Source organism: Pantoea sp. NSTU24, assembly GCF_050157905.1.
In the GTDB taxonomy this organism is placed as follows: Bacteria; Pseudomonadota; Gammaproteobacteria; order Enterobacterales; family Enterobacteriaceae; genus Pantoea.
In genome coordinates this window covers 1,335,070-1,352,906 of the sequence record NZ_JBKIWZ010000001.1, presented here as the reverse complement: position 1 = coordinate 1,352,906, position 17,837 = coordinate 1,335,070, and the positions used below count along the sequence as shown (strand labels likewise).

Genomic DNA, 17,837 nt, shown 5'->3' with positions numbered 1-17,837 from the left:
AAAAACGGGCGGCCGATGAGCCGCCCGTTTTCTTATAAAGAGGCGTTAATCTTCCTCATCCTCTTCCTCATCCAGGTCAATTGGCGATTTAAAGTCGTCAGGCTTCAACGCCAGCAAATCGCAGCGCAGATGGTCAATCACCTGCTCTGCGGTATTACCAAGGAACGCCGCTGAGAGGCCAGTGCGTCCGATCGTGCCCAGCACGACCACACCTGCACCCAGATGCGCCGCCAGATCGGGGATTACTTCTTCCGGCAGGCCTTTCGCGACGTGGGTGAACTCTTCACTGATTGAGAACTTCTGGCGCAGCGCCTTCATCGCGACCAGATGCTGGCCACGGATGGCGTCGTTGTAAACGCTGGGATCAAAATCGGGCAGTTCAATCGCGATATTGATAGGCGTCACCGGATAGGCGCCTACCAGATGCACCTCGGTCTGATTCACCCTTTCCGCCAGTTTCATCGTTTCCCGGATCAGCTTCTGATTCAGGCCATCGTGATGCGGCTCTTCGCTGGCCAGATTAACGGCAACAATCGCCTTACCGCCTTCCGGCCACGGCTGGTCTTTCACCATCCAGACCGGGCATGGACATTTACGCAGCAGATGCCAGTCGGTCGGGGTAAAAATCACCGATTCCAGACGGTCGTGCTGGTGCGCCATTTTAAGCACCAGATCATGCTGATGGGCGAGGACTTCCTGAATGATGGCTTCATAAGGACGGTTATGCCAGATGACTTTAATGTCGATGTCGACACCGGCATCAAGATAGGCGTGCGCCTGCTCGCGGATCCATTCCGTGCGCTGGCTAATCACACCCTGACGCATTGAGGCGCGTTCATCCGGTGAAAGCAGGGTGGTCATCTCATACGAGAAATCATAAATCGGCAGGAACGCTTTGATTTTTCCGCCAATCCGCTGATTAAGATAGACCGCACGCCGCAGCGCGGGCTGATCGTCTTGCTGGGGATCGATAGCGACCAGAATATTTTGGTACTGAGACATGAGGCATTCTCCTTAAACCCGAGCGTTGGAATAAAGATAGCCTATGTTTCACAGTGGAAGAAGTGAAAAAGTTACTGCCGGATCAACAAAATAAGATTTATTGATCCGGCGGCGGATCAGGCGGCCCGGTGGCTCTGGCCGGCTAACTCTTCCAGCAGCGCGTGGTTTTCAATCGTAATATATTTGCCTTTAACCGCCAGCATGCCGGACTTCTGGAAACGGCCCAGCAGACGGCTGATCGTTTCGACCGTCAGGCCCAGATAATTACCAATGTCTCCGCGTGTCATGGTGAGGCGGAACTCGCGCTGCGAGAAGCCACGCTGACCAAAACGGCGGGAAAGATTCCAGATAAACGCAGCAAGCCGTTCTTCGGCATTTTTCTTCGACAGCAGCAGGATCATATCCTGGTCGCCTTTAATCTCGCCGCTCATCAGGCGCATCATCTGCTGACGCAGAGCCGGCATCCTGCCCGACAGGTCATCCAGAGTCTCAAACGGAATTTCGCAAACCATGGCCGTCTCAAGCGCCTGCGCAAAGCTGGGATGACTGGCCCCCATGATGGCGTCAAAACCCACTAAATCACCCGCCAGGTGAAAACCGGTAATCTGCTCATCTCCCTGTTCGGTGATTGTGTAGCTTTTGATGGTGCCGGAGCGAATCGCATAAAGAGACTTCAGTTCATCCCCGGCCTTGAAGAGCGTTTGCCCTTTCTGAATCGGTTTTTTACGCTCAATGATGTTGTCGAGCTGATCCAGCTCGTGTTCATTTAGCGTGAAGGGGATACAAAGCTGACTGATGCTGCAATCCTGGCAGTGAATGGCACAACCGCCTGACTGAATACGACGAATGCTGCGTTTTTCAGGGATCATAATGGTTTGCTCGACGATTATTGACTGAGGTCAATTTTAACATTTTTTGCGCGCAAGGGAACTCATCCGAGCAGTTTTACACCCACAAAGATCAGGGACGTTATTGCAACTACTAAAGGCTGATGTGGCAGGCTTTGCAGCACGCCCGTCGTGAAACTGTCACGAAAACTTTCCGATTATGTGATCTGTTCCACGCGCCTGGCGCACGATTTCTGAACAGAAAGACAGAGTGGTCTGGTCAAGGCAGATTTTGCTACGCTAATGCGATAAGCCTGATTTTCTGTTTCCTCAATATTAACCAGGTGTGAGAAAACCATGAACCTTGATGATAACGATCTCTTTCGGGATGCCATGGGGGATGTCACGCCGTTAAAAGACACGACGACCACCTTATGGCTCAAGTCACCCTCAACCAAAGCCCCGCGCCATCCGCCCGGTGAGTCAGAACAGGAAAACTTTCTGACCCGGGGCTATCTGGACATCGTGCCGCTCAATACCCCGCTGGAGTACAAGGCCGATGGCATTCAGCAGGGCATTCTGGATAAGCTGCGCAGAGGCGAATATGCGCTGGATGCGAGCCTGAACCTGCTGCGCCAGCCCGTGGAAACCTGCCGTCAGGCGCTGTTCAGTTTTATGATGCAGGCGCATAAACAGGGGCTGAGGAATCTGCTGATCATCCACGGCAAAGGCCGCGATGATGAGTCGCACGCTAACATCGTGCGCAGCTATCTGGCGCGCTGGTTACCGCAGTTTGAGGACGTTCAGACGTTCTGCGTCGCCCAGACTCAGCACGGCGGCGGCGGCGCGCTTTATGTGGGTTTACGTAAAACGGATAAAGCGCGGCTTGAAAACCGCGAGCGGCATGCAAAACGCAGCCGCTAGCTGTGAAACTTGCGGATGGTGGACATTAACACCTCGGCGCTCAGGCTCAGCTCTGCGCCGGTACGGGTAATAATGCCGACCGGTTCACCCGGGCCGGAAGAGTTAATGGGCAGGGCACAGACGGCATTGTGGCTGAGATCTTCTTTAATCGCGCCGGAAGGGACAAACCAGATATAGTCGTAGCGGAGCGCGAGCTGACGTGCCAGTGAGGTCGATGACGTTTCGATGCAGTGGGGAGGCAGGGAGCAACCCTGTTCATCCAGCATCTGCTGCGCGATACGGCGCGGCGCGGTGCCCTCGGGGGAAATCACCACTGGCCACTGCATGGCGCGGGAGAGGGTGACGTTGTCACTTAGTAGCGGGTGCTCCGGCCTGACGACCAGTTTCAGGGATTCCAGAAACAGCAGTTCATAGGTCAGCCCGGTCATCATGTCGCTGTCCGCCATCCGGCCAATGCCGATGTCAAACTCGCCCGCCCGCAGGCCCGCCAGCAACACGTTGTTATGCAGCGTTGCCACCTGAATAGTGGTATTGGGCTGCAGCTGATGAAACCGGTCAAGGATGGGCGGCAGCATGCCCATCGCTGCCGTGGTCAGGGCGCCCAGCCGGATAATGACCGGAGCATCACCTGGCTGTTCATTGAAACTCTGTCCGGCATGATTCAGGGCATCCAGGACCCGGACAGCATGAGTCAGAAACTGCTCACCCATGGTGGTAAGCTGCGCGCCCAGCCGGCCGCGCTCAAACAGCCGTGCCCCCGTCAGCTCCTCCAGTTCGTTCAGTGTCTTAGAGAGCGCGGGCTGACTCAGGTTTAGCGTCTCTGCCGCCCGGCCAAGGGTACCCTGCTGCGCGACGGCAACAAAGGTATGTAGATGGCGCAAGCGAATGCGCTGATTGAAAAGGATATTTTTTTCCATAGCCTCAACTTAATGAGAATCACTGTCTTCAGGCAATAGTGTAAAATGAATTTTGTTAACTTTGCTGCAAAATTATTTTAACAAACGTAGTGAAAAAAGGTCCTTTTAACGTTAACCCGCTGAAAAAAAACTGTTCGTTTTAAAAATGCCTGAACGAAAGCACTGCTGCGCAATGAAATATCAATGGCTTAGCGAGCCCGGATAGCATCATTCTCTCCTTTTGCAAAAAAACTGACCGCTTAAGGTTAACGATGGGCTATCATTAGCGCCGTTTTTTTTACTTAAACTGATGTCGGATTCGTTACTCCCGGGGAGTGTTCATTGACCAGCGTCGAGGCGGTAGATGTCCGCCAGCTTATCAATCAGCAGGGGCTCAGCCGCTGGCAAAAACGACTTATCGCACTCTGTTTTATCGTGGTGGCACTCGATGGTATGGATATTGCGATTATGGGCTTCATTGCTCCCACCCTGAAAGCGGCGTGGGGCGTGACTAACCATCAGCTCGGGCTGGTGATCAGCGCGGCGTTGATCGGGCTGGCGCTGGGAGCGATGGTGGCAGGGCCGCTGGCCGACCGCTATGGCCGCCGCCTGATGATCCTGTTGAGCGTCCTGTTTTTTGGTCTCTGGACCCTGGCTACCGCACTGTCGCAGAACATTGAGCAGATGATGCTGTTCCGTTTTCTGACCGGACTGGGACTGGGTGCTGCAATGCCTAACGTTGGCACGCTGGTGGCGGAGTATGCGCCTGAACGCCGACGTGCCTTTATCATCACGGTGGTGTTCTGCGGATTTACCTTCGGCGCCGCCAGCGGGGGCTTTGCCGCCTCCTGGCTGCTGCCGCGCTATGACTGGCACTCGGTGCTGCTGCTCGGCGGCATCCTGCCGCTGCTGGTGTTGCCGCTGCTGCTCCGGGGTCTGCCGGAGTCGGTGCGGTTTCTTATCAGCCGTGGCGCCTCTGCCGCCCGTATTCACGCCATCCTCGACCGGATGATGCCGGGCAAAACGCCCCCTGACTGCGCGTTTCACGCCCCGGAAGCAACCTTACCGGTGACCGGCGCGGTGGGCACCGTGCTATCACGTCGCTACCTGTTTGGCAGCATCATGCTCTGGGGCGGCTACTTTATGGGCCTGTTCCTGGTCTATCTGATTGGCAGCTGGCTACCCTCACTGGTCAACACGCTGGGGATGTCAGTCACCGAGGCCGCCTTTATCACCGCGATGTATCAGGCTGGTGGCACGTTAGGCTCCCTGTTTGCGGGCTGGCTGATGGACCGGTTTAACGCTAACCTGGCGCTGGCCGTGATCTATGGCTGCGGCGGGGTGTTTATCGTGGCGCTCGGCTTTTCACCAGCGGAAGCCGGCATAATGAGCGCCATCGCCTTCTGCAGCGGGTTCTGCTTCAACGGAGCAAATACCGGCATGAACGCCTTATCTGCCAGCTACTATCCGACACATGCCCGTGCCACCGGCTCAAGCTGGATGCATGGTGTAGGACGCATTGGCGCCATCCTCAGTGCCTTCGTCGGCGCTGAGATGCTCACACTCGGCTGGTCGTTCAGCGTTATCTTTCTGCTGCTGGCGATACCGGCTGTGATCACCAGCCTGATGCTGCTGTTAAAAAATCGCTTCGGCTTTAAGCCGATCACAGATTCGTGATTTTTTCCGCTGCTGCCAGCGCGTTGCATTACAGTAGCAGCAACGCTCACGGTGTCAGGTGGATAAGATGGACAAGTTTCTCTGTGCGGATGCGATCCGCACCCGTTTTCTCAGGCGATGTCCGCGATGTATCAGCAGGAGGTGCCGCAGTACGGCACGCTGATGCAGCTGGTGGCAACAGTTAACGATCGTACGCTGGAAGCCAACAGCGCACTGAAAGATCGTCTCACGGCGGCGGATGAAATTGACCGGCTCAGCATTGAGCGTCACGGTGCCATTCGCGTGGGCACGGCGGCGGAATTAGCCACGCTGCGGCAGCTGTTTGCGGTGATGGGCATGTACCCGGTTGGCTATTACGATCTTTCGCAGGCAGGCGTGCCGGTTCACTCTACCGCATTCCGGCCGATCGACGATGCGGCGCTGCGGCGCAATCCCTTCCGCGTGTTTACCTCACTGCTGCGTCCTGAACTGATCGACGACGAGACGCTGCGTGAACAGGCGGCTGAAATCCTTGCGGCTCGTGACATCTTTACTCCCCGCTGCCGGGCGCTGCTGGACCTTCATGCGCAGCAGGGCGGCCTGACCGAAGCGCAGGCCGGCGAGTTTGTTACCGAAGCGCTGGAAACCTTCCGCTGGCATTCACACAGTAGCGTCGACAGTCAGACTTATCAGGCGCTGAACCAGCAGCACCGGCTGATTGCCGATGTGGTCTGCTTCCCGGGCTGCCACATCAACCATCTGACGCCACGCACGCTGGACATTGACCGCGTCCAGCAGCTGATGCCGTCACGCGGTATCGATCCCAAAACCCTGATTGAGGGCCCGCCACGTCGCAAAGTTCCCATTCTGCTGCGACAGACCAGCTTCAAGGCGCTGGAGGAGCCTATTGTCTTCCGCGATGGTCATCAGGGCACCCACACGGCACGTTTCGGTGAGATAGAGCAGCGTGGCGTGGCGCTGACACCTCAGGGGCGGGCCCTCTACGATCGTCTGCTCAGTGAGGCGGGCAGCGGTCAGGATAACCAGCAGCATCAGCAGCATCTGGCCGACATTTTCCGTGATTTCCCTGACGATGAGACCCTGCTACGGCAGCAGGGGCTGGCCTGGTTCCGCTATCGCCTGAGCGAAAAGGGGATGGCGACGCCGCCTGCGCAGGGTGAATCGCTGGAGACGCTGATTGCGACGGGGCGCATAGTGGCCGAGCCGCAGACTTACGAAGATTTTCTGCCCGTCAGCGCGGCGGGCATTTTTCAGTCCAACCTGGGCGACCGGGCCCGGATCCGTTCTGCGGGGCAGGCGAGCCGCCAGACGTTTGAGGCGGCGCTGGGGTGTGCCGTGCTGGATGAGATGACGTTGTATGAAGAGCGCCAGCAGCGCTCACTGGCGCAGTGCGGGCTAGCCTCTGCCTGAACGGCCTGCCGGGCAATGACGCTGTTGCCCGGCATCGTTCCCCTGGCCGGCTGGCCCTGAAGCCGGAAAAAACGGGACAACGCTGCTGACTGCCGTATGCAGGCAGACCTGTTAACCGCGCACGCAGATTTCTCTGCGTAAGTATTCTGAATAGTTAAAAAGATAACGTTGCAGCGGCGGCAACCCGCACCGCTCAGACGGCCAGCGGGGCGCATCCGTACGCTTTCTGCAAACGGCCCGGCCTGGAAATGATAAACCGTGCTTAACACATCGCCTTAACGCATGCACCTGACCGGCTGGCGATCGTGTTCATGCCTGACCCTTACGCTTCGGTATATTCTGCAAATCCCCTCTGCGCATGGACAACGCGGGCGGGCCTGCAAATAATGGAGGAACGTCTGAACAGGGAAACGGGAATGAAAAACGAAACAGGTCTGAGGATCATGACGGCTGAAGGTGAGTTACGTGGATGCATGGACGATGACCTTTTCGTATTCAGAGGCATACCTTATGCAGCGCCCCCGGAGGGTGCCTTGCGCTGGCGTCCGCCACAGCCGGTCACGCCCTGGCAGGGTGTGCGCGATGCCACCGCGTTCAGCGCCTCCGGCTGGCAGAATCGGGCTTACTGTCAGGCCGTTGGCGGAGGCGATCCCGGAGCATTAAGCGAAGATGCACTCTACCTGAATGTCTGGACGCCCGATATCGAGCCGTCCAGGCCGCTACCGGTAATCGTGTGGCTGCACGGCGGTGGTTTTACCCTCGGTGCCGGCGGACTGGCAGCCTACAGCGGCAAGCCGCTGGCGTCACAGGGCGCGGTTGTGGTGACGCTTAATTACCGGCTTGGCCACCTGGGGTTCTTCTCACATCCCGCGCTGGATGCAGAGTACCCCGCAGGCGGCACAGTGAACAATTTTGGTCTGCTGGATCAGATTGCCGCGCTGCAATGGGTTCAGCGCAATATTCCGGCTTTTGGCGGTGACCGCCGCAACGTCACGCTGTCTGGCGAATCGTCCGGCGCACGGAGTGTGTTGTCACTCTGCTGTTCTCCGCTGGCGGAGGGGCTGTTCCATAAAGGCATTGTGCAGAGTGCCTATAGCCTGCCAGACACGCCGCTGAAAAAAGCGCGTCAGCAGGGCGTGGCGGTGGCCCGACATCTTGGCCTGCCACCAGACGCCAGCGCGGCTGACCTGCGCGCGCTGCCTGCCGATGCTTTCTGGCCGCTGGAGGGGGCATTGTCGATCCCGCCGGTGCCCATCGCTGGCGATGCCGTGCTGCCCGAACCGATGCTGCGTACCTTTCTGACGGCAAAACAGCATCGTCTGCCGCTGATGGCGGGCAGTAACAGCGACGAGGCCAGCGTGCTGGACTATTTCGGCGTGGATGCCGCTGCCGTGCTGCAGCAGCTGCGCGACAAAAACCGTCTGATTTACCGGACGCTGAAGTGGATGTATGACATCCATGATGATCGGTTACTGGGCCGCGCCGTCGCGCGCGATATGGCGTTCAGCCTGATGCCGTGGCTGGTGATGCGGGCGCAGCACAACGCAGGTATGCCGGGCTGGCGCTACTGGTTTGATTACGTATCCGAGCAGGCCCGCGACCTTTATCCGCACGGTACCTGGCACGGCAATGAAGTGCCCTATACGCTGAATACGCTGGGCCAGATACCCGATCCTGACAACGGTCGACCTTTCAGCGAGGGCGATCACGCCTTTGCAAAACGGGTCAGCGAATACTGGTTTAATTTTGCCCGCGATGCGACGGAATATAAGCATCAGCTTGAAGGTGAAGTCATCTGGCCAGCCTGGCATCCCGGCGAGGACGTGACGATGTCACTGGGAGAGGGCGGGCAGAACCGCATTTCGCTCAGGAAAAACTTCATGCGCGCCCGGATGCGGCTGTTCCGCCTGCTGATGAGTCGGATGGTGAAACTCTGAGCTGAACCGGATGGTTAGCCTGCTAATCATGAAAATTCTCGAATGAAAATTTTTGCTTCAAAAAGCCTAAAACTATGAATAAAAGGACTTTTTAACCAGGATGAGGCTGCCGACCCTGTAAAATTTCAGGTAATAAAATAGTTACATTTTGACATGCCTTTGCCGATAAATCGTTATGCCCGACGATTACGGGTCAACATGCATAGGATTTTGGTATGGGAATGCTCAAAAATTTTACCATTCGCGCAGTGATGCTCTCTATTCTGGGACTGTTTTGTTTACTGTGGAGCGGCGTCGGGCTTTACAGCATCCACTCGCTAGGCGCGCTCAGCGAAGGCAACGATGTTGACCGCCATCTGGTTGAACAAATGACGGTGCTGAGCAAAGGCAACGATCAATATTTTCGCGTGATTACCCGGTTGTCCCGCGTGATGGAAAGCAAAGCCGCAGGCAAAGCGCTGACGGATGAGGCGTATGCGCCGGTGCAGCAGGCGCTGGACAGCATGACGCAGCAACTGGCGCGCTTTAAGCAGCTGGCACCCGGCCCGATGAATCCGGACGTGGTGGATGGGGTGATTCAGAGCTGGCAGAAACTGCTGGATGATGGTGTAACGCCGCAGCTGCAGCTGGCCCGCCAGGCGTCGGCCGACGCCTACCGTGAGCAGGCGAACAACGGCACGCCGCCGCTGAGCCGGGCTTTTGGCGTCAGCGCCGAGAAATTTAACCAGGCCGCAGCCGAAAAGCTGGACACCACCCGGGTGGAAGTGGATCGCCTGACCGCGATGACCAAAACCATTATCACCATCACGGTGATTATCGGCCTGCTGATCCTGCTGTTTACCGACCGTTATCTGGTGGCCATGCTGGTGCGTCCGCTTGACAGCATCCGTAATCATTTCGCCGTGATCGCTACGGGCGACCTCAGCCAGCCAGTCAATGAGTTCGGTCGTAACTGCGTCGGCAAACTGGTGCCGCTGCTGAGTGCGATGCAGGACAGCCTGCGGGAAGCGGTCAGCGCCATTCGCAGCGGCACCGAGAACATTTCGCGCGGTGCGGCGGAGATCTCGGCCGGTAACAATGACCTCTCATCACGCACCGAAGAGCAGGCTGCTGCGCTGGAGCAGACGGCGGCGAGCATGGAGCAGTTAACCGCCACGGTAAAATTTAACGCCGATAACGCCCGGCAGGCCAGCCTGCTGGCGGAAACCGCTACCACCACCGCCCAGCGCGGCGGTCAGCTGGTCAGCGAAGTCGTCAGCACGATGGATGGCATCTCCGGCAGCTCGAAGAAGATCGCCGAGATCACCAATGTCATCAACGGCATCGCGTTTCAGACCAACATCCTGGCGCTAAACGCCGCCGTCGAAGCGGCCCGTGCCGGTGAACAGGGGCGTGGTTTTGCGGTGGTTGCGTCCGAAGTACGTAATCTGGCGCAGCGCAGCGCCAATGCGGCCAAAGAGATTGCGACCCTGATCGAAGAGTCCGTTCAGCGCGTGGATAAAGGCGCCGAACTGGTCAGCACGACCGGCGGCACGATGAACAATATTCTGAAGTCGGTGCAGGATGTGGATGCAATCATGAAGCAGATCGCCTCCGCGTCAGAAGAGCAGAGCAAGGGGATCTCTCAGGTCGGCACGGCGGTGACCGAAATGGACAGCGTGACCCAGCAGAACGCCTCGCTGGTCGAAGAGGTTTCAGCTGCCGCGAGTGCCCTGGCACTGCAGACGGAAGCGTTGCAGGCGTCGGTGGCGAAGTTTCGTCTCTCAACCACCCCGCACAGCGCGCCAGTGGTCAGCGGTAAACCGGCCGGGCCGAAAGCGCCTGTGCTGAGTGCGGCTCAGGCTAAACCTGCCGATAACGGCGACTGGGTCACCTTCTGATCCCGGCATAGCCACGCCACCAGCTCTGCCAGGAACGGTGGCGCATCGTGGCCGGGCCGCTGCAGCAGACTGTAAACGGCCCCCGTCATCACCTCGCCAGCGAACGGCTTAATCAGCCTGCCGCTGGCAATATCACTCTCCACCAGATTGCTGTCCGCAATCGCCACGCCAAATCCCTGAATTGCTGCGCTGATCGCCAGGTCCATCGTGGAAAAATGCTGGTTCCGCTTCATTAACGGCATCACCTGCTGCTGCGCCTGCAGCCAGCACAGCCAGTCGCGCGTGTCTGCGGTCGGGTGCAGAAAGGTCAGCGCCTCCAGCGCGGCGGGTGAGGCGGGCAAGGGCAGATTCGCTGCCATCACCGGCGTCAGCGACTCCCGGAACAGGGTGATCCCTTCGGGATGCGGCTGGCCATAAACGATCGCCACATCAAAATTCTCCCGCTGCGAGGCATGATCCAGGGTCGTGGTCAGCGCCACATGCAGTTCCGGGCGCTGATGCTCCAGCGCAATCAGCCGGGGCACCAGCCAGCGCATCGCGCAGGTCGGCGCTTTCAGGCGGATGCTGCTCTGGGTGCGCCGGACCTTTTCGCTAGCCTGAACCATCCGTTCAAAGCCCTCTTGCAGGTCAGGCAGCAGGGCGGCGCCCTGCGGGGTCAGCCGTAGCCCGCGCGCATGGCGGTCAAACAGCGTTACCCCGAGCCACTGCTCCAGCGAGGTAATCTTGCGGCTCACTGCGCCCTGCGTGAGGCAGAGTTCGCGGGCGGCATGCGTCAGATTGAGATGCCGGGCGGTCACCAGAAACGCGTGGATGGCATTCAGCGGCAGCGATGTACGGGACACGATAGACCTCAGCTATGCATTTATGTCATAGCTATTATGACGACATTTCGCTTGCCGACTCAAGCCACACCTCGTTGAATAGCGGTTCAGCCCACCTGAGCGGTTTTTTTTGACGGAGAGTGTATGTCCCTGAAAACGCCTGTTGCGATCCACCCGAAACTGCCGGACGTCGGCACCACCATTTTCAGCGTCATCGGCCAGCTGTCGGCACAGCATCAGGCAATCAACCTGTCGCAGGGTGCGCCCAATTTTCCCTGCGATCCGGTGCTGGTCGACGCCGTCAGCCAGGCGATGGCGGCGGGGCACAACCAGTATGCCGCCATGATGGGGCTGCCTGCCTTACGCGAGGCACTTGCCCACAAAGTCCAGACGCTCTACGGGCAGCGCTATGACGCGGCCAGTGAAGTGCTGATCACCGGCAGCGCCAGCCAGGGGCTCTATATGGCGATTACCGCCCTGGTGCATCAGGGCGATGAGGTGATCTTCTTTGAACCGGCGTTTGACAGCTATGCGCCGATAGTGCGATTACAGGGCGGTAAGCCGATTGGCCTCAAGCTGCAGGTGCCTTCCTTTGCCATCGACTGGGATCAACTGCGGGCGGCGATCACGCCGCGCACCCGGATGATCATCATCAATACGCCGCATAACCCCAGCGCGCAGGTGTTGACGCCGGAAGACCTGAATCAGCTGGCCGCGCTGATCCGCAACACTGACATCGTGGTGCTCTCGGATGAGGTGTATGAGCATATTCTGTTTGATGGCCGTCCGCATTGCGGCATGGCGACGCATCCGGAGCTGGCCGCGCGCAGCGTGATCGTCTCCTCATTCGGCAAAACTTTTCACGTTACCGGCTGGCGGGTCGGCTACTGCCTGGCCCCGGCGGAACTGATGACCGAACTGGTCAAGGTACATCAGTTCATGATGTACGCCGCCGATACGCCGATGCAGGTGGGTTTTGCTCATTATCTGCAGAACCCGCAGAACTATCTGTCGCTTAGCGCCTTCTATCAGCAGAAGCGCGATCGGCTGACGGCGCTGATGCAGCATTCACCGTTCCGGCTGCTGCCAGTCGCCGGTTCGTTCTTTATGCTCGCCAGTTATGGACATTTCAGTGACGAACCGGACAGCGAAATGGTAAAACGTCTTATCGTCGATCACGGCGTGGCGACCATTCCGCTGTCGGCGTTTTATATGGATGGCACAGACAATAAACTGATTCGCCTCTCTTTTGCCAAAGACGAGGCGACACTTGAGGCGGGCGCGGCTGCGCTTAGTGCTTTTTCCCACTGAACCGGGCCACGGCGCGGGGCAGACCGGGAAACAGATAACCAGGACTTACCGGGGTAAACAGAGAATGAAGAAACTGAATGCGCTTTTTCTCGCACTGGGGATGATGAGCTCCATGCAGGCACTGGCACAGGATTTACGATACGGTGTGGAGTCGCAATATCCGCCGTTTGAGAGCCGCAACGCCAAAGGCGAGCTGGAAGGCTTTGATATCGAGCTGGGCAATGCCATCTGTAAGGCGGGCAACTTCTCCTGCCACTGGGTGGAAAGCAGTTTTGATGCGCTGATCCCGGCGCTGCAGGCGAAAAAGTTTGACGCGATCAACTCGGCGATGAACATCACTGAAGCGCGCGCAAAAAGCATCGCCTTTACGCAGCCGATCTACCGCATTCCGACCATGCTGGTGGCGAAAAACGGTGAAAATCTGGCGCCAATGGCAGAGAGCCTGCGCGGCAAAAACATCGGCGTGTTGCAGGGGTCGATTCAGGAAACCTATGCGAAGAAGCACTGGGAGAGCCAGGGCGTGACGGTCATCTCCTATCAGGATCAGAATCAGGTCTACAACGACATGGTCGCGGGCCGCCTCGACGGAACGCTGGTCATGTCCGCGGCCGGTCAGTCCGGCTTTCTGGACAAACCGCAGGGCAAAGGCTTTGGCTTTGCTGGCAAACCGGTTGAGGATGACGCAATTCTGGGTTCAGGCATCGGCTATGGCCTGCGCAAGGATGATGCGCAGCTGAAGCAGTCGCTGGATGTGGCCATCGCCAAAGTGCAGAGCGACGGCACCCTTAAAAAACTGGCGGAAAAATATTTCCCTGGTATCGACGTCAGCGCGAAGCCCTGATGCTCACCGGGCGCGTTCTGCGCCCGGTTTTCTCCTCAGCCCGCTGCCAGGTGGCAGAGCTTTTCTGCCACCTGGTAGGACTTCACGAACGATGTCAGCGGCAGAAACTCGAAACGTGAATGGAAATTGTGCGCGCCGGTAAAGAAGTTCGGCGTCAGCAGACCCTTTGCAGAGAGCGCGGCACCATCTGTGCCACCGCGCATCGGGATCACTTTGGGTTCAATCTCCAGCGCGGCAAAGGCGCTGAAGATCAGATCAATGGCCCGACGATCCTCACCCAGCGCATTGCTGATGTTGCTGTAAATATCGCTGATCGTGATGCTGACGTCGCCGGTGGGATAGCGCGCCGAAATAGTCTCTGCGGCCTGCCGGAGCTGCTGCTTGCGTGCCGCAAAACAGCTCAGGTCGAAATCGCGGATTGAGGCTTTAAGCGTGGCCTGACTGGCGTTGGCCTGAATCTCATTGAACCAGATATACCCCTCGCGACCCTCAGTGTGCTCCGGCGTCTCCTGCCGATCAAACAGGCTGATGTAGTCGTGAGCCATCAGCAGCGGATTGACCAGTACCCCTTTGCCCGACATCGGATGCGCTGGCACGCCGGTAAAGACGATTTCTGCGGCGGCTCCATTAAAGTTTTCATACACCACCTCGCCCAGTTCACAGCAGTCGATGGTCCAGGCAAAATCAACGTTAAAGCGCGTCTCCAGATCCAGCGCTTTCGCGCCGCGCAAGCCAATCTCCTCGTCCGGCACAAAAGCAACCACGATGTCGCCATGATCACCCTGCAGGTTCTCCATCAGCGTCATCACTACCGTGACGGCGGCTTTGTTGTCCGCGCCCAGTACGCTGGTCCCGTCGCTGAAGATCACCTGCTGGCCGACGTAGGACGCGATCTCCGGATGTTCATCACGGCGCAGCCAGATGTCCTGCTCTGCATTCAGACAGAGGTCTTCGCCCTGCCAGGTGAGGATCTGCGGATGGATGTCGGGCGACAGGCCGACATCGACGGTGTCGATATGGGTGATAAAGCCGATGCGCGGGGCGTCGGGACGGTTGCCGCGTTTCACCGCCGTCACCGTGGCGTATTCATCGATGATCACTTCATCCAGCCCCAGCGCACGCAATTCATCCGCCAGCAGGGCCGCCATCGTGTGCTGGCTCGGCGTACTCGGCAGTGAGGTCGATTTCGCATCGCTCTGACTGCTGACGGCGAGGTAACGGAAAAAGCGTGTGGTGAGTTGCGACTCAAGTTTGTCTGTCATCACTATTCCTTATTAGTCAGCCACACGCGGGGTTCGCTATGGTGCCGAATCGTGCTATCAATGAAGCATCTGAATGATTCATTTAGGTATTGTGATCACCGGAAGTCAATACAAAGCGAGGATAATAATGAAAATCAGGATAGCAACCTTAGCGCTTGTTACGGCTGGGATCGCGCTGGCAGGCAGCGTCAACGCTAAAACGCTGGTCTACTGTTCGGAGGGGTCGCCAGAGAACTTCAACCCTCAGCTTTATACCTCGGGAACCAGCGTCGACGCCAGCGCCGTGCCGGTGTTCAACCGTCTGGTCGACTTTACACCCGGCACGACTAATCTGGTGCCGGGTCTGGCGGAAAGCTGGGAGATCAGCCCGGATGGCACTGTCTACACTTTCCATCTGCGTAAAAACGTAAAGTTTCAGAGCAACAAACAGTTCCGCCCCAGCCGCGACTTTAACGCCGACGATGTGATCTTCTCGTTTATGCGCCAGATGGACCCGAAAAATCCCTATCATAATGTCTCCGGCGGCACCTATTCCAATTTCGAGAGTCTGGAACTCTCCACCCTGATCAAACGTATCGATCGGGTGGATGATCATACGGTGCGCTTTACGCTCTCCCATCCGGAAGCGCCGTTCCTGGCTGACCTGGCCTGGTATTTCGCCTCCATACACTCAGCAGAGTATGCTGACGCCATGCTGAAAGCGGGGACGCCGGAAAAGGTCGATATGAACCCGATCGGCACCGGCCCGTTCGAGCTGGTGCAGTATCAGAAAGATTCACGCATCCTTTACAAAGCTTTCCCGGACTACTGGCAGGGTAAGGCAAAGATTGACCGGCTGGTGTTCAGCATTACGCCCGACGCCTCTGTGCGCTATGCCAAGCTGGAGAAGAACGAGTGTCAGGTGATGCCATTCCCCAACCCCGCCGATCTCGAAAAAATGCGCGCCAACCCGGCGATCAGTCTGGAGCAGAAAGCCGGGCTGAACACCGGCTTCCTGGCGTTTAACACCACCAAAGCGCCAACCGACAACGTCAAAGTGCGTCAGGCGCTGGCGATGGCCATTAACAAACCGGCGATCATAGAAGCGATCTTCAAAGGCACCGGCACGGTGGCGAAAAATATCCTGCCGCCGGGCGTCTGGAGCGCCGACAAAGATCTCAAAGATTACGACTATGACCCGGAACAGGCAAAAGCCCTGTTGCAGCAGGCTGGCGTAAAACCTGGCACCGAAATCGCGCTCTGGGCGATGCCGGTTCAGCGGCCTTACAACCCGAATGCCCGTCGTATGGCGGAGATGATCCAGGCCGACTGGGCTAAGGTCGGCATTAAAGCCAGCATCGTTAGCTATGAGTGGGGCGAATACCTGAAACGGGTGCGCAGCGGTGAGCATCAGGCGGCGCTGATGGGCTGGACGACCGCCACCGGCGACCCGGATAACTTTTTTGGCCCGCTCTACAGCTGCACCTCCGCGCAGGGCGGGTCAAATTCCTCGAAATGGTGTTATCAGCCGTTTGAGAAGTTAATCACCGAGGCGCGCGCCGAGCCGGATCAGGGCAAGCGCACCGCGCTCTACCTGCAGGCGCAGCAGATCATGCATGACCAGATGCCCGCCGTCATGATCGCGCACTCTACCATCTTCGAACCGGTGCGTAAGTCGGTCAGCGGCTATCAGGTCGATCCGTTCGGCAAGCACATCTTCTATCAGGTTGACATTAAGCAATAAAGCAGTGAAACCCACTGCCGGGTAGGTCTCTGCTGATGCGCGAATCGCAGGGACGCGCTGGCTGCAATCAATCCGCGCAGGGCAGAGGAAGCAGCGTTACAACAGGCAATCCAGACCATAGCGCCCGGCGTGACGGAACAACGCTTCGCGCTGTCCCGTTTGCTGGCGTTTGTCAGGGTAACAGGTGTTGTTGCGCGGGACGGATCTGCCAGGGATGGCGATTTCAGTAACGTTCTGACAGGGGCAGTTTCCGTCGCCGGGCGCGGCTCGCCGCAATACATGGCAGACCCTGATTATGTTGCCTTATTTCCCTAATCCCTCACCATTCCGGACAGGGGCGGTTTATTCACGCCGCCTTATCCCAGCCTGACCTGTTGATCCAGTTCCGTTAGCCGCTGCTGCAGAAACTGCAGGAACAGCGTCAGCGCCGCGTTGCGCTGGCGGCCCGACACCGTCTGCAGCTGCAGCGTGCGCTGGCTCAGCTGATCCACACCCATCGACCGCAGCACCAGATTCTGCGTTTCGCCGGCAAACAGCAGGGTGAATGCGCTGCAGATGGTAACGGCCTGCGGCGTGTGCAGCAGAAAGTGGTAAAGGGCGGCGAAATAGTCGCAGGTCAGCACCGGTTCGACCACGCAGTCATTCATCTGACAGGAGAGGTCAAACAGCTGCCGCACCGTGGTGTGCTGGCCCGGCAGCGCCAGCGGCCAGCGATGGAGATCGGCCAGCGTCACCTGACGGGACGCCAGCGGATGTGACTGATGCATCGCCAGCAACACTGGCGCAGGCCATGAGCCGAGCACCTCGACGCTGCGCTCCGGTTGCAGGCTGAACTGCAGTGCCACATCGCACTCACCCGCCCGGACGCACGCCGCCACGCCCTGGGCATGCGTAACGTTCAGCGCGAACAGCACACCCGGATGGTGCTGCCGGAATTCGGCCAGCAGGCCGGGCAGCAGGCTGAACGCCATGCCATCGGTGCAGGCAATACGGATCAGGCTGCGCCGGACCGCGTTCAGCCCTTTAATTTCCGCCAGCGTATATGCCATATCGCGCTGACTTTTACGCACGTGATGTGCAAACAACTCTCCGGCCTCGGTCAGCACCATGCCGCGCGCATGGCGCCGGAACAGCGGGGCACCCACCTGGTCTTCGAGGCGCTGAATCTGACGGCTGATGGCCGATACCGCGACAAAGAGTTGCTCGCTGGCGGCGCTCAGGGAGCCGTACTCGGCGACCGCCAGGAAGTAGCGGATTTCACTGCTTAACATCGTGCCTCCGGTAACACGCCTCATTACAGGGCAATGATGCTTTGCTTAAAAAGCA

Annotated in this window: 13 protein-coding genes and 1 pseudogene; 8 read left to right on the top strand and 6 right to left on the bottom strand. The window is 58.2% G+C overall.

Annotation, left to right across the window (positions count from 1 at the left end):
* Positions 1-45: 45 nt before the first annotated feature.
* Both uspE and ACLHDD_RS06605 read right to left on the bottom strand, forming a co-directional pair.
* Positions 46-1,002: a universal stress protein UspE gene (gene uspE, locus ACLHDD_RS06610; RefSeq protein ID WP_427103456.1), complete on the bottom strand. Its 957-nt coding sequence runs from the start codon at positions 1,000-1,002 to the stop codon at positions 46-48.
* 116 nt (positions 1,003-1,118) lie between these two features.
* On the bottom strand, positions 1,119-1,871 hold the full coding sequence (locus ACLHDD_RS06605) for an FNR family transcription factor (protein WP_427103455.1): 753 nt from the start codon (positions 1,869-1,871) through the stop codon (positions 1,119-1,121).
* A gap of 315 nt (positions 1,872-2,186) precedes the next feature.
* On the opposite strand from ACLHDD_RS06605, the gene smrA reads away from it, so the two are divergent.
* Positions 2,187-2,753: a DNA endonuclease SmrA gene (gene smrA, locus ACLHDD_RS06600; RefSeq protein WP_427103454.1), complete on the top strand. Its 567-nt coding sequence runs from the start codon at positions 2,187-2,189 to the stop codon at positions 2,751-2,753.
* Here smrA and ACLHDD_RS06595 read toward each other — a convergent pair.
* Positions 2,750-3,670: a LysR substrate-binding domain-containing protein gene (locus ACLHDD_RS06595; protein ID WP_427103453.1), complete on the bottom strand. Its 921-nt coding sequence runs from the start codon at positions 3,668-3,670 to the stop codon at positions 2,750-2,752. The two genes, smrA and ACLHDD_RS06595, sit on opposite strands and share 4 nt — an antisense overlap.
* A 321-nt stretch (positions 3,671-3,991) precedes the next feature.
* Here ACLHDD_RS06595 and ACLHDD_RS06590 point away from each other — a divergent pair, with 321 nt between their 5' ends.
* The 4 genes and pseudogenes from ACLHDD_RS06590 (at position 3,992) to ACLHDD_RS06575 (ending at position 10,553) form a co-directional block, all read left to right on the top strand.
* Positions 3,992-5,326: an MFS transporter gene (locus ACLHDD_RS06590; RefSeq protein WP_427103452.1), complete on the top strand. Its 1,335-nt coding sequence runs from the start codon at positions 3,992-3,994 to the stop codon at positions 5,324-5,326.
* Positions 5,327-5,393: 67 nt separating this feature from the next.
* Positions 5,394-6,736, top strand: a pseudogene (gene hglS, locus ACLHDD_RS06585) (2-oxoadipate dioxygenase/decarboxylase HglS).
* 416 nt (positions 6,737-7,152) lie between these two features.
* Positions 7,153-8,673, top strand: coding sequence for a carboxylesterase/lipase family protein (locus ACLHDD_RS06580; protein WP_427103451.1), 1,521 nt, complete (start codon positions 7,153-7,155; stop codon positions 8,671-8,673).
* 215 nt (positions 8,674-8,888) lie between these two features.
* Positions 8,889-10,553, top strand: coding sequence for a methyl-accepting chemotaxis protein (locus ACLHDD_RS06575; protein WP_427103450.1), 1,665 nt, complete (start codon positions 8,889-8,891; stop codon positions 10,551-10,553).
* Here the strand turns inward: ACLHDD_RS06575 and ACLHDD_RS06570 are convergent.
* Positions 10,511-11,395, bottom strand: a complete 885-nt coding sequence (locus ACLHDD_RS06570; protein WP_427103449.1) for a LysR substrate-binding domain-containing protein — start codon at positions 11,393-11,395, stop codon at positions 10,511-10,513. The two genes, ACLHDD_RS06575 and ACLHDD_RS06570, sit on opposite strands and share 43 nt — an antisense overlap.
* A gap of 123 nt (positions 11,396-11,518) precedes the next feature.
* Between ACLHDD_RS06570 and ACLHDD_RS06565 the strand changes: the two genes are divergently transcribed.
* Complete coding sequence (locus ACLHDD_RS06565) at positions 11,519-12,685, top strand: methionine aminotransferase (RefSeq protein WP_427103448.1); 1,167 nt, start codon at positions 11,519-11,521, stop codon at positions 12,683-12,685.
* Between the two features lie 64 nt (positions 12,686-12,749).
* The gene (locus ACLHDD_RS06560; RefSeq protein ID WP_427103447.1) at positions 12,750-13,526 is read left to right on the top strand and encodes a transporter substrate-binding domain-containing protein; all 777 of its coding nucleotides are present in this window, start codon (positions 12,750-12,752) and stop codon (positions 13,524-13,526) included.
* Positions 13,527-13,561: 35 nt separating this feature from the next.
* Here ACLHDD_RS06560 and pepT read toward each other — a convergent pair whose 3' ends face one another.
* Entirely contained in the window at positions 13,562-14,788 is a 1,227-nt protein-coding gene (gene pepT / locus ACLHDD_RS06555; RefSeq protein ID WP_427103446.1) for a peptidase T, read from the bottom strand.
* A 127-nt stretch (positions 14,789-14,915) separates the two neighbouring features.
* Here pepT and ACLHDD_RS06550 point away from each other — a divergent pair, with 127 nt between their 5' ends.
* A complete protein-coding gene (locus ACLHDD_RS06550; RefSeq protein ID WP_427103445.1) occupies positions 14,916-16,511 on the top strand; it encodes an ABC transporter substrate-binding protein in 1,596 nt (531 codons plus the stop codon).
* A gap of 356 nt (positions 16,512-16,867) precedes the next feature.
* Here ACLHDD_RS06550 and ACLHDD_RS06545 read toward each other — a convergent pair whose 3' ends face one another.
* Entirely contained in the window at positions 16,868-17,782 is a 915-nt protein-coding gene (locus ACLHDD_RS06545; protein ID WP_427103444.1) for a LysR family transcriptional regulator, read from the bottom strand.
* Positions 17,783-17,837: the final 55 nt, after the last annotated feature.

Excerpts from the sequence above, each read along its gene's own strand:
- uspE (WP_427103456.1), bottom strand. The coding sequence starts at position 1,002 with ATGTCTCAGTACCAAAATATTCTGGTCGCTATCGATCCCCAGCAAGAC.
- ACLHDD_RS06605 (WP_427103455.1), bottom strand. The coding sequence starts at position 1,871 with ATGATCCCTGAAAAACGCAGCATTCGTCGTATTCAGTCAGGCGGTTGT.
- smrA (WP_427103454.1), top strand. The coding sequence starts at position 2,187 with ATGAACCTTGATGATAACGATCTCTTTCGGGATGCCATGGGGGATGTC.
- ACLHDD_RS06595 (WP_427103453.1), bottom strand. The coding sequence starts at position 3,670 with ATGGAAAAAAATATCCTTTTCAATCAGCGCATTCGCTTGCGCCATCTA.
- ACLHDD_RS06580 (WP_427103451.1), top strand. The coding sequence starts at position 7,153 with ATGAAAAACGAAACAGGTCTGAGGATCATGACGGCTGAAGGTGAGTTA.
- ACLHDD_RS06575 (WP_427103450.1), top strand. The coding sequence starts at position 8,889 with ATGGGAATGCTCAAAAATTTTACCATTCGCGCAGTGATGCTCTCTATT.
- ACLHDD_RS06565 (WP_427103448.1), top strand. The coding sequence starts at position 11,519 with ATGTCCCTGAAAACGCCTGTTGCGATCCACCCGAAACTGCCGGACGTC.
- ACLHDD_RS06560 (WP_427103447.1), top strand. The coding sequence starts at position 12,750 with ATGAAGAAACTGAATGCGCTTTTTCTCGCACTGGGGATGATGAGCTCC.
- pepT (WP_427103446.1), bottom strand. The coding sequence starts at position 14,788 with ATGACAGACAAACTTGAGTCGCAACTCACCACACGCTTTTTCCGTTAC.
- ACLHDD_RS06550 (WP_427103445.1), top strand. The coding sequence starts at position 14,916 with ATGAAAATCAGGATAGCAACCTTAGCGCTTGTTACGGCTGGGATCGCG.
- ACLHDD_RS06545 (WP_427103444.1), bottom strand. The coding sequence starts at position 17,782 with ATGTTAAGCAGTGAAATCCGCTACTTCCTGGCGGTCGCCGAGTACGGC.